At 77.3% G+C, this 17,527-nt stretch carries 16 protein-coding genes; 4 read left to right on the top strand and 12 right to left on the bottom strand.

Translation table 11 applies throughout. The features are described 5' to 3' along the window. Positions 1-4: 4 nt before the first annotated feature. Positions 5-964 carry an App1 family protein phosphatidate phosphatase gene (locus tag MODMU_RS05640; protein ID WP_014739229.1) on the bottom strand — a complete coding sequence of 320 codons (960 nt, stop codon included), beginning with the start codon at positions 962-964 and terminating at the stop codon, positions 5-7. A gap of 101 nt (positions 965-1,065) precedes the next feature. Here MODMU_RS05640 and MODMU_RS05635 point away from each other — a divergent pair, with 101 nt between their 5' ends. Beyond that, on the top strand, positions 1,066-1,980 hold the full coding sequence (locus MODMU_RS05635) for an ABC transporter ATP-binding protein (protein WP_014739228.1): 915 nt from the start codon (positions 1,066-1,068) through the stop codon (positions 1,978-1,980). Next, on the top strand, positions 1,977-3,002 hold the full coding sequence (locus MODMU_RS05630; protein WP_041794991.1) for an ABC transporter permease subunit: 1,026 nt from the start codon (positions 1,977-1,979) through the stop codon (positions 3,000-3,002). The genes MODMU_RS05635 and MODMU_RS05630 overlap by 4 nt, the downstream gene beginning before the upstream one ends. 57 nt (positions 3,003-3,059) lie before the next feature. Here the strand turns inward: MODMU_RS05630 and MODMU_RS05625 are convergent, their stop codons facing one another. Next, on the bottom strand, positions 3,060-3,518 hold the full coding sequence (locus MODMU_RS05625; protein ID WP_014739226.1) for a DUF4383 domain-containing protein: 459 nt from the start codon (positions 3,516-3,518) through the stop codon (positions 3,060-3,062). Positions 3,519-3,682: 164 nt separating this feature from the next. Between MODMU_RS05625 and MODMU_RS05620 the strand changes: the two genes are divergently transcribed. Further along, entirely contained in the window at positions 3,683-5,176 is a 1,494-nt protein-coding gene (locus tag MODMU_RS05620) for a phytoene desaturase family protein (protein ID WP_041796009.1), read from the top strand. A gap of 51 nt (positions 5,177-5,227) precedes the next feature. On the opposite strand, the gene MODMU_RS05615 is transcribed toward MODMU_RS05620, so the two are convergent. From MODMU_RS05615 to MODMU_RS05590, 8 genes are all read right to left on the bottom strand, one after another. Then, positions 5,228-6,049 (bottom strand): ABC-2 transporter permease, encoded by an 822-nt coding sequence (locus tag MODMU_RS05615; protein WP_014739224.1) that lies wholly within the window; start codon positions 6,047-6,049, stop codon positions 5,228-5,230. Continuing rightward, positions 6,046-6,975: an ABC transporter ATP-binding protein gene (locus MODMU_RS05610; protein WP_014739223.1), complete on the bottom strand. Its 930-nt coding sequence runs from the start codon at positions 6,973-6,975 to the stop codon at positions 6,046-6,048. Before MODMU_RS05610 ends, MODMU_RS05615 begins: the two co-directional genes overlap by 4 nt. 134 nt (positions 6,976-7,109) lie before the next feature. After that, complete coding sequence (locus MODMU_RS26765) at positions 7,110-9,470, bottom strand: ATP-binding protein (protein ID WP_014739222.1); 2,361 nt, start codon at positions 9,468-9,470, stop codon at positions 7,110-7,112. 224 nt (positions 9,471-9,694) lie between these two features. After that, complete coding sequence (locus MODMU_RS05600) at positions 9,695-11,167, bottom strand: hypothetical protein (RefSeq protein WP_014739221.1); 1,473 nt, start codon at positions 11,165-11,167, stop codon at positions 9,695-9,697. 67 nt (positions 11,168-11,234) lie between these two features. Then, positions 11,235-11,399, bottom strand: a complete 165-nt coding sequence (locus MODMU_RS27555) for an antitoxin (RefSeq protein ID WP_014739220.1) — start codon at positions 11,397-11,399, stop codon at positions 11,235-11,237. A gap of 92 nt (positions 11,400-11,491) precedes the next feature. After that, entirely contained in the window at positions 11,492-12,961 is a 1,470-nt protein-coding gene (locus MODMU_RS05595) for a leucyl aminopeptidase family protein (RefSeq protein WP_014739219.1), read from the bottom strand. Positions 12,962-13,110: 149 nt separating this feature from the next. Further along, complete coding sequence (locus MODMU_RS27550; protein ID WP_081807929.1) at positions 13,111-13,278, bottom strand: DUF3117 domain-containing protein; 168 nt, start codon at positions 13,276-13,278, stop codon at positions 13,111-13,113. Between the two features lie 115 nt (positions 13,279-13,393). Further along, positions 13,394-13,948, bottom strand: coding sequence for a DNA-3-methyladenine glycosylase I (locus MODMU_RS05590; RefSeq protein ID WP_041794988.1), 555 nt, complete (start codon positions 13,946-13,948; stop codon positions 13,394-13,396). A 23-nt stretch (positions 13,949-13,971) separates the two neighbouring features. On the opposite strand from MODMU_RS05590, the gene MODMU_RS05585 reads away from it, so the two are divergent. Continuing rightward, a complete protein-coding gene (locus MODMU_RS05585) occupies positions 13,972-15,030 on the top strand; it encodes an NAD-dependent epimerase/dehydratase family protein (RefSeq protein ID WP_014739216.1) in 1,059 nt (352 codons plus the stop codon). A gap of 3 nt (positions 15,031-15,033) precedes the next feature. Here MODMU_RS05585 and MODMU_RS05580 read toward each other — a convergent pair whose 3' ends face one another. After that, positions 15,034-15,942, bottom strand: coding sequence for a DMT family transporter (locus tag MODMU_RS05580; protein WP_041794986.1), 909 nt, complete (start codon positions 15,940-15,942; stop codon positions 15,034-15,036). 132 nt (positions 15,943-16,074) lie between these two features. Continuing rightward, positions 16,075-17,442, bottom strand: coding sequence for a hypothetical protein (locus tag MODMU_RS05575; protein WP_166503405.1), 1,368 nt, complete (start codon positions 17,440-17,442; stop codon positions 16,075-16,077). Positions 17,443-17,527: the final 85 nt, after the last annotated feature.

Raw genomic sequence — 17,527 nt, 5'->3', positions numbered from 1 at the left:
TCGTTCAGTCGGGCAGTGCTGCGGCGATGGCGTCGCCGTCCGGGCCGTAGACCACCGGCACCGACCCGAGGTGCTCGACGCGGGCCGGGGCCGCCGTGTCCCGCAGCAGCACGGCACGCACCCGGTCCGGCCGGGCCCGGGCGAACTCCCCGTACAGCGCGGGGTCGTGCTCAGAGGTGTCGCCGACCAGCGTCCAGCGCACGCCGGGCAGGTCGTCGGCCAGCCGCTGCAGCGAGGCCCGCTTGTGCGCCTGCCCGTCGCGGAACCAGCGGGTCGGGGTCGGGCCCCAGTCGGTGAGCAGCAGCGCGCCGGGCGGGAAGTCGTGCGCCTCCAGGAACCGGGCCAGGGGGCCAGCCAGGTTCCACGGCCCGTTGCTCAGGTAGACCACCGGCACGTGCGGCGCCCCGGAGGTCAGCTCGCGCAGCAGCCGGGCCATCCCCGGCACCGGCTCCCGCCGGGTCATCGGCAGCACGAAGGTGCGCCAGGCGGCCCGCAGCGGCGTGGCGATCCCGGTGACCAGCACGGTGTCGTCGATGTCGCACACCACGCCGCGCGCGGCGTCCGGCGAGGCCAGGTGGACCACCGCCGCGGAGCTGCGCTCCCCCGCGGTCAGCCGCACCGGCAGCGCACCGACGTCGGGCAGCTCCAGGGTCAGCGTCGCGTCGATCAGCCCGTCGTCGTCGCTGCGCACCACCGAGCGGGTGCCGGCGACCTCGACGACCACCTCCGCGGCCGCGCTCTCCAGGGTCAGGAACCGCTGCCAGCCGGGCACCGCCCGCCGGTCCTCCGGGTGGGCCGCGGCCGGGGCGAGCAGCACCCGGCCGAGCACCCGCACCCGGCCTCCGCTGCCGTAGCCGGGATGGGCGAGCACGGTCGGCGTCCAGCCGGCCCGACGGGCCGCCCTGGAGAGCAGCTCGCGGGTGGCGGCGTCGGCGCGGCGGGCCAGGGCGGGCAGCGAGGGCATCCCGGCAGCCTGCCAGGGGCCGGACACGCCTGCGGATGCGGTTCCCCCGGGGCGGCCGCTGTGCCACGGTGCAGCGTCCGTCCACTCCCGAGGAGGCCCTGGTGCCGGCCGTCGAGCTGCACGCGGTGAGCAAGAGCTACACCCGGCGGGGCAGGCCGCCGCAGAAGGCGCTGGACGACCTGCACCTGGTCGTCGGGTCCGGCGGCGTGCACGGCTTCCTCGGCCCCAACGGCTCGGGCAAGACGACGACGATCCGCGTGCTGCTCGGGCTGGTCCGGGCCGACGCCGGCGAGGTGCGGCTGCTGGACCGGCCGGTGCCCGCGGGGCTCCCCGAGGTGATCGGCGGCGTCGGCGCGCTGGTCGAGACGCCGCTGTTCTTCCCCGGCTTCTCCGGCCGGCGCAACCTGCGGCTGCTGGCCGAGACGGCCGGCCTGCCCCGCGGCCGGGTCGACGAGGTGCTCGACGTCGTCGCGCTGCGCGACCGCGCCGACGACCGGTTCGGCGGCTACTCCCTCGGCATGAAGCAGCGGCTGGGCATCGCCGCCGCCCTGCTCAAGCGCCCGGCGCTGCTCGTCCTCGACGAGCCGAGCAACGGGCTGGACCCGGCCGGGATCAAGGACGTGCGCGAGCTCATCCGGCGGCTGGGCTCCGACGGCTCGACGACGGTGCTGCTCAGCTCGCACCTGCTGGCCGAGATCGAGCAGGTCGCCGACTCGGTGTCGATCATGGCGCGCGGGCGGTGCATCGCCTCCGGCCCGGTCCGCGAGGTGCTCGCCGGCCGCTCCTCCGGTGACGTGCGGCTGCGGGTGCCCGACCGCGCCGCCGCGGCCGCGGTGCTCACCGCGGCCGGGTACCGGGTCCGCCCCGCCGACGACGCGCTGCTGGTCTCCGCGGTGCGCGCCCCCGGCGAGGTCACCCGGCTGCTCGCCGAGCACGGCCACTACCTCGAGGAGCTGACGCCGGTGGCCGCGGACCTGGAGAGCGCGTTCCTGGCGTTGACGGCGGAACCCGCGTGAGCGCCGTGCTCACCCCGCCGCCGGCCGCGCCGGCCGGGCCGTTCAGCGGGCTGCTGCGCGCCGAGGCCCACCGCTTCCTGGCCCGCCGGTCCATCCGGGTGCTGCTGCTGCTCGCGCTGGCCGGCTGGGTGACAGCCCTGGTCGTCTCGCTGGTGGCCTTCGAGACCCCGACCCCGGAGCGGCTGGCCGAGGCCCGGGCCACCCAGCAGGAGCAGATCGAGCTGGCCGACCAGGGCCGGGAGCAGTGCCTGGCCGACCCGCTCCGCCCGGCCGACGTCGCCCCCGACGACTGGTGCGGCCCACCGGCGACCGCGGACCAGCTGCCGCTGTCGCTGTTCCTCGAGCCGGAGCCGTTCTCGCTGTCCGCGGACGGCACCACCGGCGCGGTGTCGGTGGCCGCGCTCGCCGCGGCGCTGGCCTTCCTCGTCGGCGGCACCTTCGTGGGCGCCGAGTGGTCCACCCGGTCGATGGTGGCGCTGCTGTTCTGGGAGACCCGCCGTCCGCGGGTGATGGCCGCCAAGCTGCTGGTCACCGCGGTCGCCGCGGCCGTGCTCGGGCTGCTGGCGCAGGCGCTGTGGCTCGGCCTGGCGACGCTGCTGCAGGCGGTGGTCGGCGACGGGGTGACCCCGCCGGCGGGCTTCTGGTCCGAGCTGCTCGGGACGCAGGGCCGCGGCGTGCTGCTCACGGTGGTCGGCGGGCTGCTCGGGTTCGGGCTGACCAACCTGCTGCGCAACACCGGCGCGGCGACCGGTGTCGCGTTCGTCTACGTCGCGATCGTGGAGAACGCCGTCCGGGCCCTCCGGCCGGCCTGGCAGCCGTGGCTGCTGACGAACAACGCCGCGGCGCTGGTGCTCCCCGACGGTCTGACGCTGTACCTCGGCGACCGCGTCGACGCCCAGGGCGCCTACCAGCCGGTCGAGTACCTGCTGGGCAGCGGCCAGGCGGCGGTCTTCCTGACCCTGGTCACCGCGGCGGTCGTCGGCGTGGGCGTCGTCCTGTTCAGCCGCCGCGACCTGCACTGACGGTCGTGCGCTGGTCGTCGTGCCCGGGAGGGGGGACGACGACCAGCGCACCCCGGATCAGGCGCGGACGCCGCGCCGGCGGGAGAGCCCGACGCCCAGGCCGATCATGCCGACGCCGAGCAGCAGGTGCAGCCAGTTGTCCGCGCTGTTCAGCGGGACGAAGTTGGCCTGGCTGCCCATGTCCACGACCAGCCCGTACACCCAGAGCACGAGGTAGACGACGCCGCCGACGACCAGGTACGCCCGGGCGCCGACCCAGCTGCGCGACAGCGCGAGCCCGGCCACCCCGAAGAGCAGGTGCACGACGTTGTGCAGCACCGACACCTGGAAGATGCCCAGCAGCATGGCCATCGAGTGGTGGCCGGCGGCGCTCATGTCGCCGTAATGGGTCGTGATGCCGGGCACGAAGCCGAGCACGCCGACGAGGAGGAAGACCGCCCCGACGACGCGGGCGGCCAGCCGGAGCAGGTCGGTGGTGCCGGACGGTGCCCGGCCGGTGGCGGAGTGGGTCGACACGAGGCCCTCCAGGGGTCAGCAGCTGCTGCGCGGGGGCTCACCCGCCGCAGGAGGCCGGTGCGGCCTCGTCCCCTCCTTCGTCGGAGGGTGGGCGCCCGGTTCGGTCCCCCACCCGGACGAGGGAGGCCGGTGACCCCGCCGGCCGGCTGGCTACCGTGGGCGGCGTGGCCCGGGTCGTCGTCGTCGGTGCGGGTCTCGGCGGGCTGGCGGCTGCGGCCCGGCTGGCCGCCGGCGGTCACGCGGTGACCGTGGTCGAGGCGGCGCCGCAGGTCGGCGGCAAGCTCGGCTGGTACGCCCGCGACGGGCACGGCTTCGACACCGGGCCGAGCCTGGTCACCCTCCCCCAGGTCCTGGCGGACCTCTTCGCCGCGACCGGGGCGCCGCTGGCCGACGTGCTGGACCTGCAGCGGCTCGACCCGGCCGTCGCCTACCGGTTCGCCGACGGGACGACGACCGCGGTGCCCGGCCGGCTCGACGGGATCGCCGCCCGGCTGGACGACGACCTCGGCGCCGGGCGCGGCGCCCAGTGGTCGGCGCTGCTGACCCGCGCCGAGGCGATGTGGCGGGCGACCGAGCAGCCGTTCCTCCGCTCGCCGCTGGCCGGCGCGGCGACGCTGGCCCGGATGGCCCGGCGGACCGCCGACCTGCGCACCATCGCGCCCGGGCGGACGCTGCGCGGCGTCGGCCGCGGGTACCTCACCGACCCGCGGCTGCGGATGCTGCTGGACCGCTACGCCACCTACTCCGGCTCGGACCCCCGGTGGGCGCCCGCCGCGCTGCTGACCGTGCCGTGGGTTGAGCAGGCCTTCGGCTCCTGGTACGTCCGCGGCGGGCTGCGCCGGCTGCCGGAGGCGGTCGCCGAGCGGGCGGTGGAACGCGGCGCCGTCGTCCGCACCGGCGCCGCGGTGGCCGAGGTGCTGGTGGACGGCGGGCGCGCGGCCGGGGTGCGGCTGGCCGACGGCGAGCGGCTGCCGGCCGACGTCGTCGTCTGCAACGCCGACGCCGCCGCCCTGTACGGCCGGCTGCTCCCCCGCCGGGCGCCGGTGCGCCGGGCCCGGGCGGCGCTGCGCCGGGTCGAGCCCTCGTTCTCCGGGTTCGTCCTGCTGCTCGCGCTCGACGGCCGGACGCCGGGTCTGGCGCACCACACCGTGCTGTTCCCGGAGCGCTACGACGCCGAGTTCGACGCGCTGTTCGGCCGGCGCGGGCCGAAGCGGCCGGTCGAGGACCCGACGGTCTACGTCAGCGCCCCCGACGACCCGGCGACCCGGCCCGACGCGGCCAGCGAGTCGTGGTTCGTGCTGGTCAACGCACCCCGCCACGAGCCCGGCAGCGGCGTCGACTGGGACGCCCCGGGGCTCGCCGACGGCTACGCCGACCGGGTGCTGGCGGTCCTGGCCGAGCGGGGGCTGGACGTCCGGCACCGGGTCCGCTGGCGGGTGGTGCGCACCCCCGCCGACCTGGAGCGGGAGACCGGCAGCCCCGGGGGCTCCATCTACGGCACCTCGAGCAACGGCGCCCGGGCGGCGTTCCTGCGGCCGGCGAACGCCTCGCCGCTGCCCGGGCTCTACCTGGTGGGCGGCTCGGCCCACCCCGGTGGCGGGCTGCCGCTGGTGCTGCTGTCCGCCGAGATCGTCGCCGGCCTGGTCGGGCCGGCGTGACGGAGGACCCCGCCGCGTCCGTGCGGCGGGGTCCTCCCTCGGGGTCCTCCTTCAGGCGTCGCGGCGCCGGAACACCAGGGTCGCGGCCAGGAGCAGGGCGGCGATCTCGGCGGCGAACACCGCGAACCCGGTCCACGGGGCCAGGGCCACCCCGGTGAAGGGCTGCACCATCGCGACCGAGCCGCCTGCGTTGCCGGGCAGCAGCTTGGCCACCCACTCGCCCCAGGTGCCGGGCAGCGCGTAGGCCAGCTGGCCGACCACCAGGACCAGGCCCATGCCGATCGTCAGCGCCGCGCCGGTGTTCCGGACGAGCAGCCCGGTGGCGACGGCGAACAGGCCCAGCCCGGCGAGGAACAGCCCGTTGCCGAGCAGCGCCCGCAGCACGCCGTCGTCGGACAGCGCCAGCCCCACGCCCGCCCGGTCGAGGAACCAGTTGCCGCCCAGGTACCCGGCGACCGCGGTGACCAGGCCGGCGACGAACAGCACGCCGCTCACCACGAGCGCCTTGGCCGCCACGATCGCGCCGCGCCGCGGGACGGCGGTGATGCTGGCCCGCATCATCCCGGTGCCGTACTCGCTGGTGACCACCAGCGTGCCCAGCGCCAGCGCGGTGAGCTGGGAGAAGATCAGGCCCCAGGTGAGGAACGAGCCCGCCGCCTCCCCGGCCTCCCCGGAGGCGATCGCGTCGGCCGCGGCCCAGCAGACCAGCGTGGTCAGCCCGGCGCCGAGCAGGAACAGCAGCGCCAGCGACCAGCGGGTCGACCGGACGCTCCACAGCTTGACCCACTCGGCGTGCAGCGTGTCGGCGAACCGGGGGTGCTGGCGCGCGCCGGGGACGTGCCGGTTCGGGTCGAGGGCGACGGTGTCGATCATCGGGTGGCCTGCGCTTCCTGGGGAGCGGGGTGGGTGGAGTACTCCACGCTGTCGGCGGTGAGGGTCATGAAGGCGTCCTCCAGCGAGGACTGCACCAGGGTCAGCTCGTGCAGCAGGAGCCCCGCCCCGCCGACCAGCTCGCCGATGCGGGCGGCGTCCAGCCCCTGCACCCGGAGCTCGGCGCCCTGCCGGTCGACCTCCAGGCCGCGCCCGCGCAGCAGCGCCTCGACGTCGCCGGGACGGGGGCTGCGCACGCGCACGTAGGAGGCGGCGTGGTCGGCGATGAACGCGGCCATCGAGCAGTCGGCGAGCATCCGGCCGCGCCCGACCACGAGCAGGTGGTCGGCGGTGAGCGCCATCTCCGACATCAGGTGGCTGGAGACCAGCACCGTCCGGCCCTGGCCGGCCAGCTCCCGGGCGAGGGTGCGCACCCAGCGGATGCCCTCGGGGTCCAGGCCGTTGACCGGCTCGTCGAGGACGACGACCGGCGGCTCGCCGAGCAGCGCCACCGCGATGCCCAGTCGCTGGCCCATGCCCAGGGAGAACCGGCCGACCCGCTGGTCGGCGACGGCGTCCAGGCCGACGAGGTCGAGCACCTCGTCGATCCGGGTGCGCGGGATGCCGTTGCTCGCGGCCAGCCAGCGCAGGTGGTTGCGGGCGGTGCGGCCGGGGTGCAGCGCCCGGGCCTCGAGCAGCGCGCCGACCTCGCGGAGCGGCGCCGGCGAGTCGGCGTAGGAGTGGCCGTTCACGGTGACGCTGCCGGCGGTCGGCCGGTCCAGGCCGAGCACCATGCGCATCGTCGTCGACTTGCCGGCACCGTTCGGGCCGAGGAAGCCGGTGACCCGGCCGGGCTCGACGGTGAAGCTCAGGTCGTCGACCGCCACCTTGGGGCCGAAGGTCTTGGTGAGCCCGCGGGCGACGATCATCGGGCGCTCCGGGCGGGCCGGGGAGGTGTGGTGTCCATGACGACGAGCCTGTCGACGCGCCGGGGCCGAGACCATCGGGGAGCGCCCTGACCCGACCCTGAACCGTCCCCGAGCCCCGACCCCGAGGAGCCGGGTCAGCCGGTCGGGGTGCCCCGGCGGAGGGCGAGCGCCAGGACGGCCGGGACGTCGAGGTCCTGCCCGGTGGCGAGCGCGTCCTCGACAGCGGGATCACCCAGCGCGGCGCGTGCCTGCGCCTCGGCCCGCGACCGCAGCGCCGGGTCGGGGAGGTAGTAGCCGTAGACCTCCGAGCCGACCCGCTCGCGCAGCCCGTGCGCCGCGCCCAGCAGCACCGCCGCCCGGTCGTGCGCACCGGCCGCCCCCTCCACCACGGCCAGGCTCTCCACGAAGAACGCCAGGTTGGCCAGGTCGCCGGTCTGCTCGGAGAGCTCGATGCCCTCCACGAGGTGCTCCCGCGCGGCCGCCGGCCGCCCCTCGGCGAGCTCGGCCTGCACCAGCCCGAAGAGCGCGACGTAGGTCGCCAGCCGGTCACCGCGGCGGCGGGCGGAGGCCAGCCCCCGCTCGATGTGCGGGACGGCGCCGCGCGGGTCGCCGGAGACCTGCCGGACCGTGCCCAGCCACACGTGGGTCAGCGCCGCGACCCAGTCGGCCGCCGGTCCGGCCTGCTCGGCGACGGCCAGCGCCGCGGCGAAGAACGGCTCGGCCCGGTCCGGGGCGCCGCTGCCGAGCGCGGCCAGGCCCTGGCCGGCGAAGGCGTAGGCCTGGCCCTCGACGTCCCCGCTGGCCACCGCCAGGTCCGCGGCCTCGGCCCACCGCGCCCCGCTGTGCGGCAGGTCGCCCTGGGCGAAGGCCATCGACGCGGCGGTGAGCACGGTCCGCACCCGCACCTCGGCCGGCTGGTCCTGCTCGAGCGCGGCCTCGGCCAGCCGGCGGCCCTGCCGGAGACGGCCGCGGAGCCACCAGAACAGCCACAGCGCCCACGCCATCCGGCCGGCCCGGGCGCCGTCGCCGGCCTGCAGCCACCACTCCACGGCGGCGGCCAGGTTGGCCGCGTCCCGCTCCGCCCGGTCCAGCCAGCCCACCTGCTCGGCGCCCTGGTAGCCGGGTGCCGCCTGCTCGGCGAGGTCGAGGTAGAAGGCCGCGTGCGCGGTCCGCGCCCGGCGGGCCTCCTGCTCGTCGAGCAGCGACCGGGCGAACTGCAGGACCGGTTCGAGCATCCCGTAGCGGCGCGCCCCGCCCTCCCCGGACACCTCGACCAGCGAGTGCTCGACCAGCCGCTCCAGCGACCCGAGGGGGTCGGCGAGGTCGGCGGCGACCGCCTCGACGGCCTCCAGCGTGCAGCCGCCGGTGAACACCGCCAGCCGCTGCAGCAGCAGCCGGTCGGCCGGGTCGAGCAGCCGGTGGCTCCAGTCCAGCGTGGCGCGCATGGTGCGCTGCCGCGGCGGGAGGTCCGCGGCGCCGTCCCGGCTCATCGCGTCGTCCAGCCGCTCCAGCAGGGCGGCGGCGTCCAGCACCCGGGCGCGGGCGGCGGCGAGCTCCAGGGCCAGCGGGATCCCGGCCAGCCGGCGGCACAGCGCCGCCACCGCGGCCGCGCCTCCCGGACCGCTGCCGAACTCGGGCGACACCGCCCGCGCCCGGTCCAGCAGCAGCGCACCGGCCGGGGCCGAGGCGACCTGGGTGAGGTCCCGGGGCGCCGTCGGCGGCAGCGCCAGCGGGTGGACGACGTGCTCCCACTCGCCGCGGAGCCGCAGCGCCGCCCGGCTGGTCGCCAGCACCCCCAGCCGGGGGCACTGCTCCAGCAGCCGGGCCACGACCGGCACCGCGCCGGGCAGGTGCTCGAGGTTGTCCAGGACCAGCAGCAGGTGGGCGCCGCGCAGCTGGTCGACCACCCGGCCGTCCAGGTCGCCGTCCTCCACCGTGGGCAGGCCGGTGACCCGCCCGATCGCCGGGAGCACCAGCGCGGGGTCGTCCACGGCGGCCAGCGCGACGAACGCGACGCCGTCGGCGAACCGGGTCGCGGTGCGCTCCGCGACGGCCAGGGCGAGCCTGGTCTTGCCCACGCCCCCGGTGCCGGTGAGGGTCACCAGCCGGGCGTCGGACCGGACCAGCGCCGCCGCGACGGCGGCCACGTCGTCGTCCCGGCCCAGCAGCGCGGTCACCGGCGCGGGGAGCCCCCGCAGGACGGCGGTCCGGTCGCCGGGGCCGGGCGTCCCGGCCGGACCGGGGCCGGCTCCGGCGGACAGCAGCGCCGCCCGCTCGGCCGCCGAGCTGTCCAGCGCCCCGGCGAGGGACCGGACGGTGTGCGGGTACGGGCGGCGGCGGACGCCGCGCTCCAGCGCGCTGACCCCGTGCACGGTCAGGCCCGCCCGGGCGGCGAGCTCCTCCTGGGTGAGCCCCCGGGCCTCGCGCAGGCGTCGGAGCAGCGCGGCGAACGACTCCGGCGGAGCGGAGCCGGCGCGGGGGTCCGGCGGCGACACGCCGGGAGCCTACGACCCGGACAGGACCCGTACAGGGCTGCTGTGCGTGCAGTGATCGTGGTGCGCTGCGGCGCGACCGGCCAGGCTCGTGCCCGGCGACGCACGACGGGGTGCTCCCCTCGACGGCCGGTCGCCACCGGTGCACCGCGACCCCCCTGCCCCCGGGCCCGCGGCCGCTCGTCCAACAGCGAGCGGGCGACCGCCCGGCGCGGCCCGCAGCGAGCTCAGCTGCGGGCCGCGCCCAGGCCGAGCACGGCGGCCAGGCCGAGGGCGCTGCGCGGGGCGTACGGGCTCCGCCACAGCCCGCCGTGCGCCGCTGCGGAGGCCTCGTCCTGCCAGGGGTGCGGGTGCGCGGGACCCCCGCCGGTGTTGAGGTCGTGCACCAGCAGCGCCGCCATCAGCACGTTGGACGTCGCCGGTTCGAACACCTCGACCCCGAAGCGGTGCGCGCCGGCGTAGGCCGCGGCCAGGGCCCGGTTCTTCACGACCGACCGGGTGCGGGTGGGCGGCGCGACGTTCATCGACACCGTGCTGCCCGCGGCCCGGGCGACCGAGGCGCGCCACCGCTGCAGCCGCTTGGCCAGCGCGTAGTTGGGGCCCTGCTGCGGCACCAGGCTGTCGTTGACCCCCGGGTCGGAGCCCGGCAGGTAGTTGCGCCGCAGCAGCCGCCCGGCCGACAGGGTGCGCAGCGGCCGGCCCAGCAGCTTCCCGACCGCCGAACGCCGGGCGTAGGCGGCGACGGAGGCCTCGACCGCCTCGGCCGGGACGGCGAACACGTCGGTCGGGGTGGCCAGGAAGGCCAGCGCCAGCTCGGGGCGCGCCCCGGCCAGCCGGAGGGTGAGCGCGTCGACGGCGACGGAGACCCGGACGTTGGTGGCGCCGTCGGCGTAGACGTAGTCCCCGAGCACGAGGTCCCCCGGCTGCTCGACGAGCCAGTCGGCCACGGCCGGCACCTCGGCGATCAGGTCGGCGCCGGCGTGCTCGGCGGTCTCCCCGGCGCCGCCGACCGGCACCAGCAGCGTGCCGGCGCCGCGCCGGCCGGTGTCCAGCACCCGCTGCCACAGCGCCGGCCGGGGCAGGTCGACCGCGGCCACCCGGGCACCCCAGCGCAGCAGGGCGGTGAGCGGGCCCATCTCCGCGCCCGCGCCCAGCACGGCGACCGTGCGGCCGGGCAGCGCGAGCCACTCCGGGTGGTCGGCCACGGTGCGCACCGCGTCGGCGCAGCTGGGTTCGACGACGCCCGCGTCGACCCAGGCGGTCAGCCGGCGGTCCAGCGCATCGCCGCGCAGCCGCTGGCCGGCGAAGGGCAGCGACAGCTCGCGCTCGGGCTCGGCCTCCCCGTGGACCTCGACGGTGGCCAGCTCCCGGCCGGCCGGTGCGGTGCCCAGGGCGGCGAGGTCGGTCTCGCCGTCCGGTCCGGCCACCCGCATCCGGCGGTGCAGTGAGTCCAGCCCCGCGGTCGCGACCTGCAGCGCCGCCTCCCGGCTGACCAGCCCGGCTTCGACGGTCCGCCGGACGTGCGTCAGGTACCCGGCCCGCCAGTTCGTCTCGTGCTCGGCGGCGAGGGCGCCCGCGGGGTCGACCGGGCGCAGCGCGTCGGCGACCACCGCCCGGCCGAGCGTGGCGGTGCTGCGCCGGCCGTCGGCCCCCGCGGGGAAGACGACGCCACGGAGGTCCTGCTCTGCTGGGCCGGTCACCCCGCCGATCCTGCCCGACCGACCGCAGGACGGCGCCCGCTGGCGCCGTCCCGCCGTCGCCGGTCTGCTACTCGGTGCCGAGCTTGCCGTCGGCCAGGTCGCGGCCCTTGTCGATCTGCGCGTCGTGCGTGCCGCCGGTCTTCTGGTCGGCCAGCTGCTCGCCCTTGTCGAGGACCTTGTCGCTGGTCTGCTCGTTGCTCATCGCGTCCTTGGCCTTGTCCATGAGTCCCATGGCGTTCCTCCTCGCACCGGTCGCATCGGGGTGACGCGGCTCTCCGGGGACCCTGCCCACGACGCGCCGCGCCCAACCGGACGCCGGGGTGCTCAGTCGGTGACGACCGGCTCCGGCAGCTCGGCCGGCGCCCCGGCCTCCACCCAGCGCAGCAGCGTGCGGGCGGCGAAGCCGGTGCCGCCGCGCACCAGCTCGGCGTCGTCGCTGCCCGACCGCGCCGGGCCGGCGATGTCCAGGTGCGCCCAGGGCAGGCCGCCGGTGAAGGCCTGCAGGAACAGCGCGGCGGTGGTCGACCCGGGGTTGCCCGGGGCGTTGTTGGCGTCGGCGACCGCGGAGTCCAGCTGCGCCCGCAGGTGCCCGACGTGCTCCTCGGCCAGCGGCATCCGCCAGAACGGCTCCCCGGCGTGCCCGGCCGCGGTGAGCAGCGCGTCGGCCAGGCCGTCGGTGCTCGCGTACAGCCCGGCGGTGCGCGCCCCCAGCGCCGTCCGGACGGCGCCGGTGAGCGTGGCGACGTCGACCAGCACCGTCGCGCCCAGGGCCAGCCGGGCGTGCGCGAGGCCGTCGGCGAGCACCAGCCGGCCCTCGGCGTCGGTGTTCAGCACCTCCGTCGTCCGCCCGTCGACGTGCCGGACGACGTCGGCCGGCCGGTAGCTGCTGCCCGAGACGGTGTTCTCCGCCAGCAGCGCCACCGCGGTGACCGGCGTGGGCAGCCCGAGCCGTGCGGCCGCGTCGACGACGGCCAGCACCGCGGCGGCGCCGGCCATGTCGGTCTTCATGTCCCGCATGCCGGCGTTGGGCTTGATCGAGATGCCGCCGGTGTCGAAGGTGACGCCCTTGCCGACCAGCACCGGGTGGCCGCTGCCGCCGGCCGGCCGGTACGTCGCGACCACCACCCGCGGCGGGGAGGCCGATCCGCCCCCGACGGCGAGCACCCCGCCGAACCCGCCGAAGGCCAGCTCGGCGGGGCCGAGCACGGTGACGGTGACGCCGGGCAGCCCGCGCAGCCGCCCGAGGGCCTGCTCGGTGAGCCAGCCGGGGTCCGCGGTGCCCGGCGGGGTGTTGACCAGGTCGCGGGCCCAGGCGACCGACCCGGCGGTCACCTGCCCGGCCTCCCCGGCGCGGGCCACGGCGGGGTCCCCGGCGTCGGCGCAGACGACCGTCACCGCGGCGAGCCGGACCGGGTGCGGGCCGGAGGTCTCCCGGAAGCGGTAGCCGGCCAGCAGGGCGGTCTCGACGGCGGCGCGCACCTCGTCGGCGCCGGCCGGTGCGGCCCCGGTGTCCAGCGGCAGGACCAGCCGTCGCGCACCGTGCTCGGCCAGGGTCTGGCTGCGGCGGACGGCGACCGAGACGTAGGAGCGCAGCTCCGGCACGGTGGCGTCGCCGACCCCGACGGCGACCACGGTGCGCGGCCGGCGGCCGGGCACCGGCACGTTGGTGATCCCGCCGGGCTTGCCGCCGTTGCCGGTGTCGGCGAGGGCGCCGGCGAGGAAGCCCGGGTCGACCGGGGGCTCCGCGGCCGCGGTGAGCCACGCCGGCAGCGCCCCCTTCGCCCCGACCGGCACGGCCAGGACGTCGTCCTCCCCCAGCTCCGGCAGCGCGGCGACGACCTCGACCCGGGGGAACGGCGCGGCCCCGGTCGCCGGCAGGGTGCCGGCGGCCGGGGCCGTGACGTCGTCCGCGGGGCTGCCGGGCGGCAGGCTCGCGGCGGTGCTCAGCTGGTTGCGCCCTTCAGCGCCTCGGAGAGGGCCGTCGCCTCGTCGGGGGACAGCTCGACGACCAGCCGGCCGCCACCCTCCAGCGGAACGCGCATGACCAGGCCGCGACCCTCCTTGGTGACCTCGAGGGGACCTTCACCCGTGCGCGGCTTCATGGCCGCCATGCGTGCCTCCTTCACCGGCCACCCACGCACCTGCTGGCCGTGGTGTGGCGACTGTTCCTGCCTCAGGACTGCGTCCATGATCCCGTATCCGGGGCCAACGACCAACCGGGACCCCTCAGCCCGGCTCCGTGTCCCCTGCGCGGAAGCACGTCGCGACGTGGTCGTCGACCATCCCGGTGGCCTGCATGAGCGCGTAGGCGGTGGTCGGCCCGACGAACGCGAAGCCCCGCCGCTTGAGCTCCCGGGCCATCGCCACCGACTCCGGGCTGGTCGCGGGGACGTCGGCGAGGGTCTGCGGCCGGGGCCGCTGCGCGGTCGGTGCGAAGGACCACAGCAGGGCCGACAGCCCCTCCGGGAGCTCCCGCGCGGCCCGGGCGTTGCGGACGGCGGCGGTCACCTTGGCCCGGTTGCGGACGATGCCCGCGTCGGCCACCAGCCGCTCGACGTCGTCCTCGCCGAACCCGGCGACCGCCTCGATCCGGAAGCCGGCGAACGCCGCCCGGAAGGCCGGTCGCTTGCGCAGGATGGTGATCCAGGACAGCCCGGACTGGAACGCCTCCAGGGTGACCCGTTCGAACAGGGCATCGTCGCCGTGCAGCGGCCGGCCCCACTCCTCGTCGTGGTACGCCACGTACTCCGGTGCACTCGTCGCCCAGCCACAGCGCTCCACGGCCCCGAAGCTAGCGTCTCCCCGTGCACATCCTGATCACCGGCGGCGCCGGCTTCATCGGCTCGCACGTCGTCGCCGCCGCCCGCGCGGCCGGGCACGAGGTGCGGGTGCTCGACGCCCTGCTGCCCGCCGTGCACCCCGGCTACCCCGACGGCGTGCCCGGCCTGGACGGCGTGGAGCTGGTGACCGGGGACGTGCGCGACGCCGGCACGGTCGACCGGGCGCTCGCCGGGGTCGACGCGGTGTGCCACCAGGCGGCGATGGTCGGGCTGGGCGTCGACGTGCAGGACATGCCCGCCTACGCCGGCATCAACGACCTCGGCACGGCGGTGCTGCTGGCCGCGATGGCCCGGGCGGACGTCGGCCGGCTGGTGCTGGCCAGCTCGATGGTGGTCTACGGCGAGGGCCGCTACGAGTGCCCGGAGCACGGGGTCGTCCCGGCCGCGCCGCGCCGCCGGGACGACCTGGACGCCGGCCGCTTCGAGCCGCCCTGCCCGGTGTGCGGCCGGCAGCTGAGCTGGGGCGAGGTCGGCGAGGGCACCCCCGCCGACCCGCGCAACACCTACGCCGCGACCAAGCTGGCCCAGGAGCACCTGGCCGCCGCCTGGGCCCGCTCGACCGGCGGCGGCGCGATCGCGCTGAGGTACCACAACGTCTACGGCCCGCACATGCCCCGCGACACCCCCTACGCCGGGGTCGCGTCCATCTTCCGCAGCGCGCTGGAGTCCGGCCGGGCACCGCGGGTGTTCGAGGACGGTGGCCAGCAGCGGGACTTCGTGCACGTCACCGACGTCGCGCAGGCCAACCTGGCGTCGCTGGCGGCTCCCCCGCCCGAGGCCGCGCTCCGGGCCTACAACGTCGCCTCCGGCGTGCCGCACACGGTCGGCGACATGGCCGGCGCGCTGGCCGAGGCGTTCGGCGGCCCGGCACCCGAGGTCACCGGCGAGTACCGGATCGGCGACGTCCGGCACGTGGTCGCCTCCCCGGCGCGCGCCGAGGCGGAGCTGGGCTTCCGGGCGCAGGTGACCTTCGCCGACGGCATGCGGGAGTTCGCCACCGCGCCCCTCCGCCCGGCCCCCTGACCCTCAGGGGACGGCGGCGTCCACGTCGCCCAGCTCGGACGACGTCGTCCGGGCCGGGCTGCGGCGGGTGGCCAGCACGCAGCCGGCCAGCACCAGCGGCAGCCCGACCGCCAGCCCGAGGGTGAACGGCTCGTCGAGCAGCAGCACGCCCAGCAGGACGGCGACCGCCGGGTTGACGAAGGTGATCACCAGCGCCCGCTGCGGGCCCACCTCGCGGATGAGGGCGAAGAACAGCGCCAGGGCCAGCGCGGTGCTGACCACCCCGAGCGCAACCACCGAGAGCCAGGCGTCGGCCGGGGCGTCGGCCGCCGCGCCGAGCTGCGGCACCGCGAACGGCGCGTAGACCACGGCGGTGACCACGAGCGCGAAGGCGCTGGCGGTCACCCCGGGGACGTCGGGGAGCTTGCGGCTGATCACCATCGGCGCGGTGGCGTAGCCGATGACGACCAGCACCACCGCCCCGATCGCGGTCCACTGCCCCCCGCCGATGTCCAGCCCGAGCAGCAGCGCGATGCCGACGACCCCGAGCAGCATGCCGGCGATGCGCACCCGGGACAGCCGGTCGTCCTCGCCGGCCAGCCGCGCGGTGAGCGCCGCGACGAACGGCACCCCGGCCACCAGCAGCCCGGTGAGCGAGGAGGAGAGGTCCTGCTCGGCCCAGGAGAGCAGCAGCCAGGGGGCGGTCATCTCCAGCACGGTGAACACCAGCAGCGCCCGCCAGTGCTGCCGGAGCGCGGCGCCCAGGTGGCCGCGGGCCAGCGTCCACGGCAGCAGCAGCACGGCGCCGATCACGCAGCGCAGGAAGACCAGGACCACCGGGGTGAAGTCGTCGACGGCGACCTTGATGAGCAGGTAGGGCACGCCCCAGATCACCGCCATCGCCACGAACAGCACCCACCCGCGGCGGCTCACCGGCGTCCTCCCGTCGTCACCGGGACATCATGGCCGCCGGGTCCGACGCTCCTCCCCCGGGCTTTCCGCACCGGAAGCCCGGAGCTCTCGGTACAGGAAGCCCTGGGCTTTCTGTACCGAAAGCCCGCCGGGTCACCACTCCGTGCGGACGACGACCTCGATGCCGATCGCCAGGACCGCCGACAGCAGCAGCCACACCCGGCGCTGGCGCGGCGGGAGGAACGCGGTGGCGGCGAGCACCCACACGTAGAACGGCAGCCAGATCCGCTCGGTCTCCCCGCGCACCAGGCCCGAGACGTCGCTGGCCAGCATGCCGGCGAGCGCGGCCAGCGGCAGCAGCGCGAGCCGGGTGCGGCGCAGCGAGGCGAGCCCGGCGACGGCGGCCGGGCCCAGCGCCAGCGCGGCCGCGGCCAGGTTGGCGACCAGGAAGAACCCCAGCGGCCGGTCGGCGTACGAAGGCCCCGAGCGCACCCGGGCACCCGCGGCGGAGAAGCCGTCGACCCACCAGTAGCCGCCGACGGCGAACGCCGCCACCACGACCAGGACGCCGACCGCGCCCACCCCCAGCACCCGGACGACGCCGCCCCAGCCGAGCCGGCCGCGGTGCACCCCGACGACGGCGAGCACGACCAGGCCCAGCGCGGTCAGCCCGAAGGACAGGAACAGCGCCAGGCCGAGCAGCAGCCCCCCGGCCAGCGCCCGGACGTCGGACCCGCGGCCCGGTGCCCGCGCCGCGGCCGCCGCCAGCAGCGCGACCCCCCAGGCGGCGACCCCGGCGAACAGCGCGTCGGCGCTGGTCGCCACCCACAGCGCCACCGGCGCGAACACCAGGAACGGTGCGCACCGGCGGGCCGGGCCCTCCCCCGCCACGGCGCGCACCCCGACCAGCACGGCCGGCACCGCCAGCGCGCCGCCGGCGATGCACATCGCCGCCGCCCAGCCCAGCCCGGTCAGGCCGACCCGGTCCAGCAGCACGAAGGCCAGCAGCGCCCCGGGCGGGTGGCCGGCGACGTGGGTGGTCCAGGGGTCGGCGGAGTCGGCCGGCACCGAGTCGACGAACCCGGAGAGGAAGGCGCTGATCGACCCGACCCGGGGCACGTCGTGCGGGTACTCGTAGACGACGTCCAGCGGGGCGGTCAGCCGGTCGGGCCCCGAGGTCTGGGCCAGCGCCACCGCCCAGCCGGCCGCCGCCAGCGCCGAACCGGGCAGCAAAGCGCGCCACGGCAGCCGGGCGGCGAGCGCCGGGCCGAGGAGGACCCCGGCCAGCGCGACCACGACGGGCAACCACACCCGCGCGGACCACACCACGTCGAACTGGCCGCGCAGCACCCAGCCGCCGAGCAGGTGCAGCACCGTCCCGTCGAGCGTCAGCCGGCGCCCGATCCGGCCCACGACCAGCACGAACGCCGCCACGACCAGCACCGCGAGCAGCGGCAGCCACCCGCGGGAGCGGCGGTCCGGAGCCGCCTGCGCGGGCGGGTCGGACAGCACGGCGCTCACGGGGAGCGAGCGTAGGTGGGCGCCGCGCAGCCGGCCATCGAGGCCCGGCGGGAGGCCCGCGGAGATGGTTGCCAGGCACAAGAGG

Source organism: Modestobacter italicus (genome assembly GCF_000306785.1).
Lineage (GTDB): Bacteria > Actinomycetota > Actinomycetes > Mycobacteriales > Geodermatophilaceae > Modestobacter > Modestobacter italicus.
The sequence above is the reverse complement of the archived record's forward strand: the minus strand, read 5'-3'. Positions and strand labels throughout refer to the sequence as shown.

Bases quoted from the DNA above. Each gene is read 5' to 3' on its own strand.
- MODMU_RS05615 (WP_014739224.1), bottom strand. From the start codon at position 6,049: ATGATCGACACCGTCGCCCTCGACCCGAACCGGCACGTCCCCGGCGCG.
- MODMU_RS05610 (WP_014739223.1), bottom strand. From the start codon at position 6,975: ATGATCGTCGCCCGCGGGCTCACCAAGACCTTCGGCCCCAAGGTGGCG.
- MODMU_RS27555 (WP_014739220.1), bottom strand. From the start codon at position 11,399: ATGGGACTCATGGACAAGGCCAAGGACGCGATGAGCAACGAGCAGACC.
- MODMU_RS05640 (WP_014739229.1), bottom strand. From the start codon at position 964: ATGCCCTCGCTGCCCGCCCTGGCCCGCCGCGCCGACGCCGCCACCCGC.
- MODMU_RS27550 (WP_081807929.1), bottom strand. From the start codon at position 13,278: ATGGCGGCCATGAAGCCGCGCACGGGTGAAGGTCCCCTCGAGGTCACC.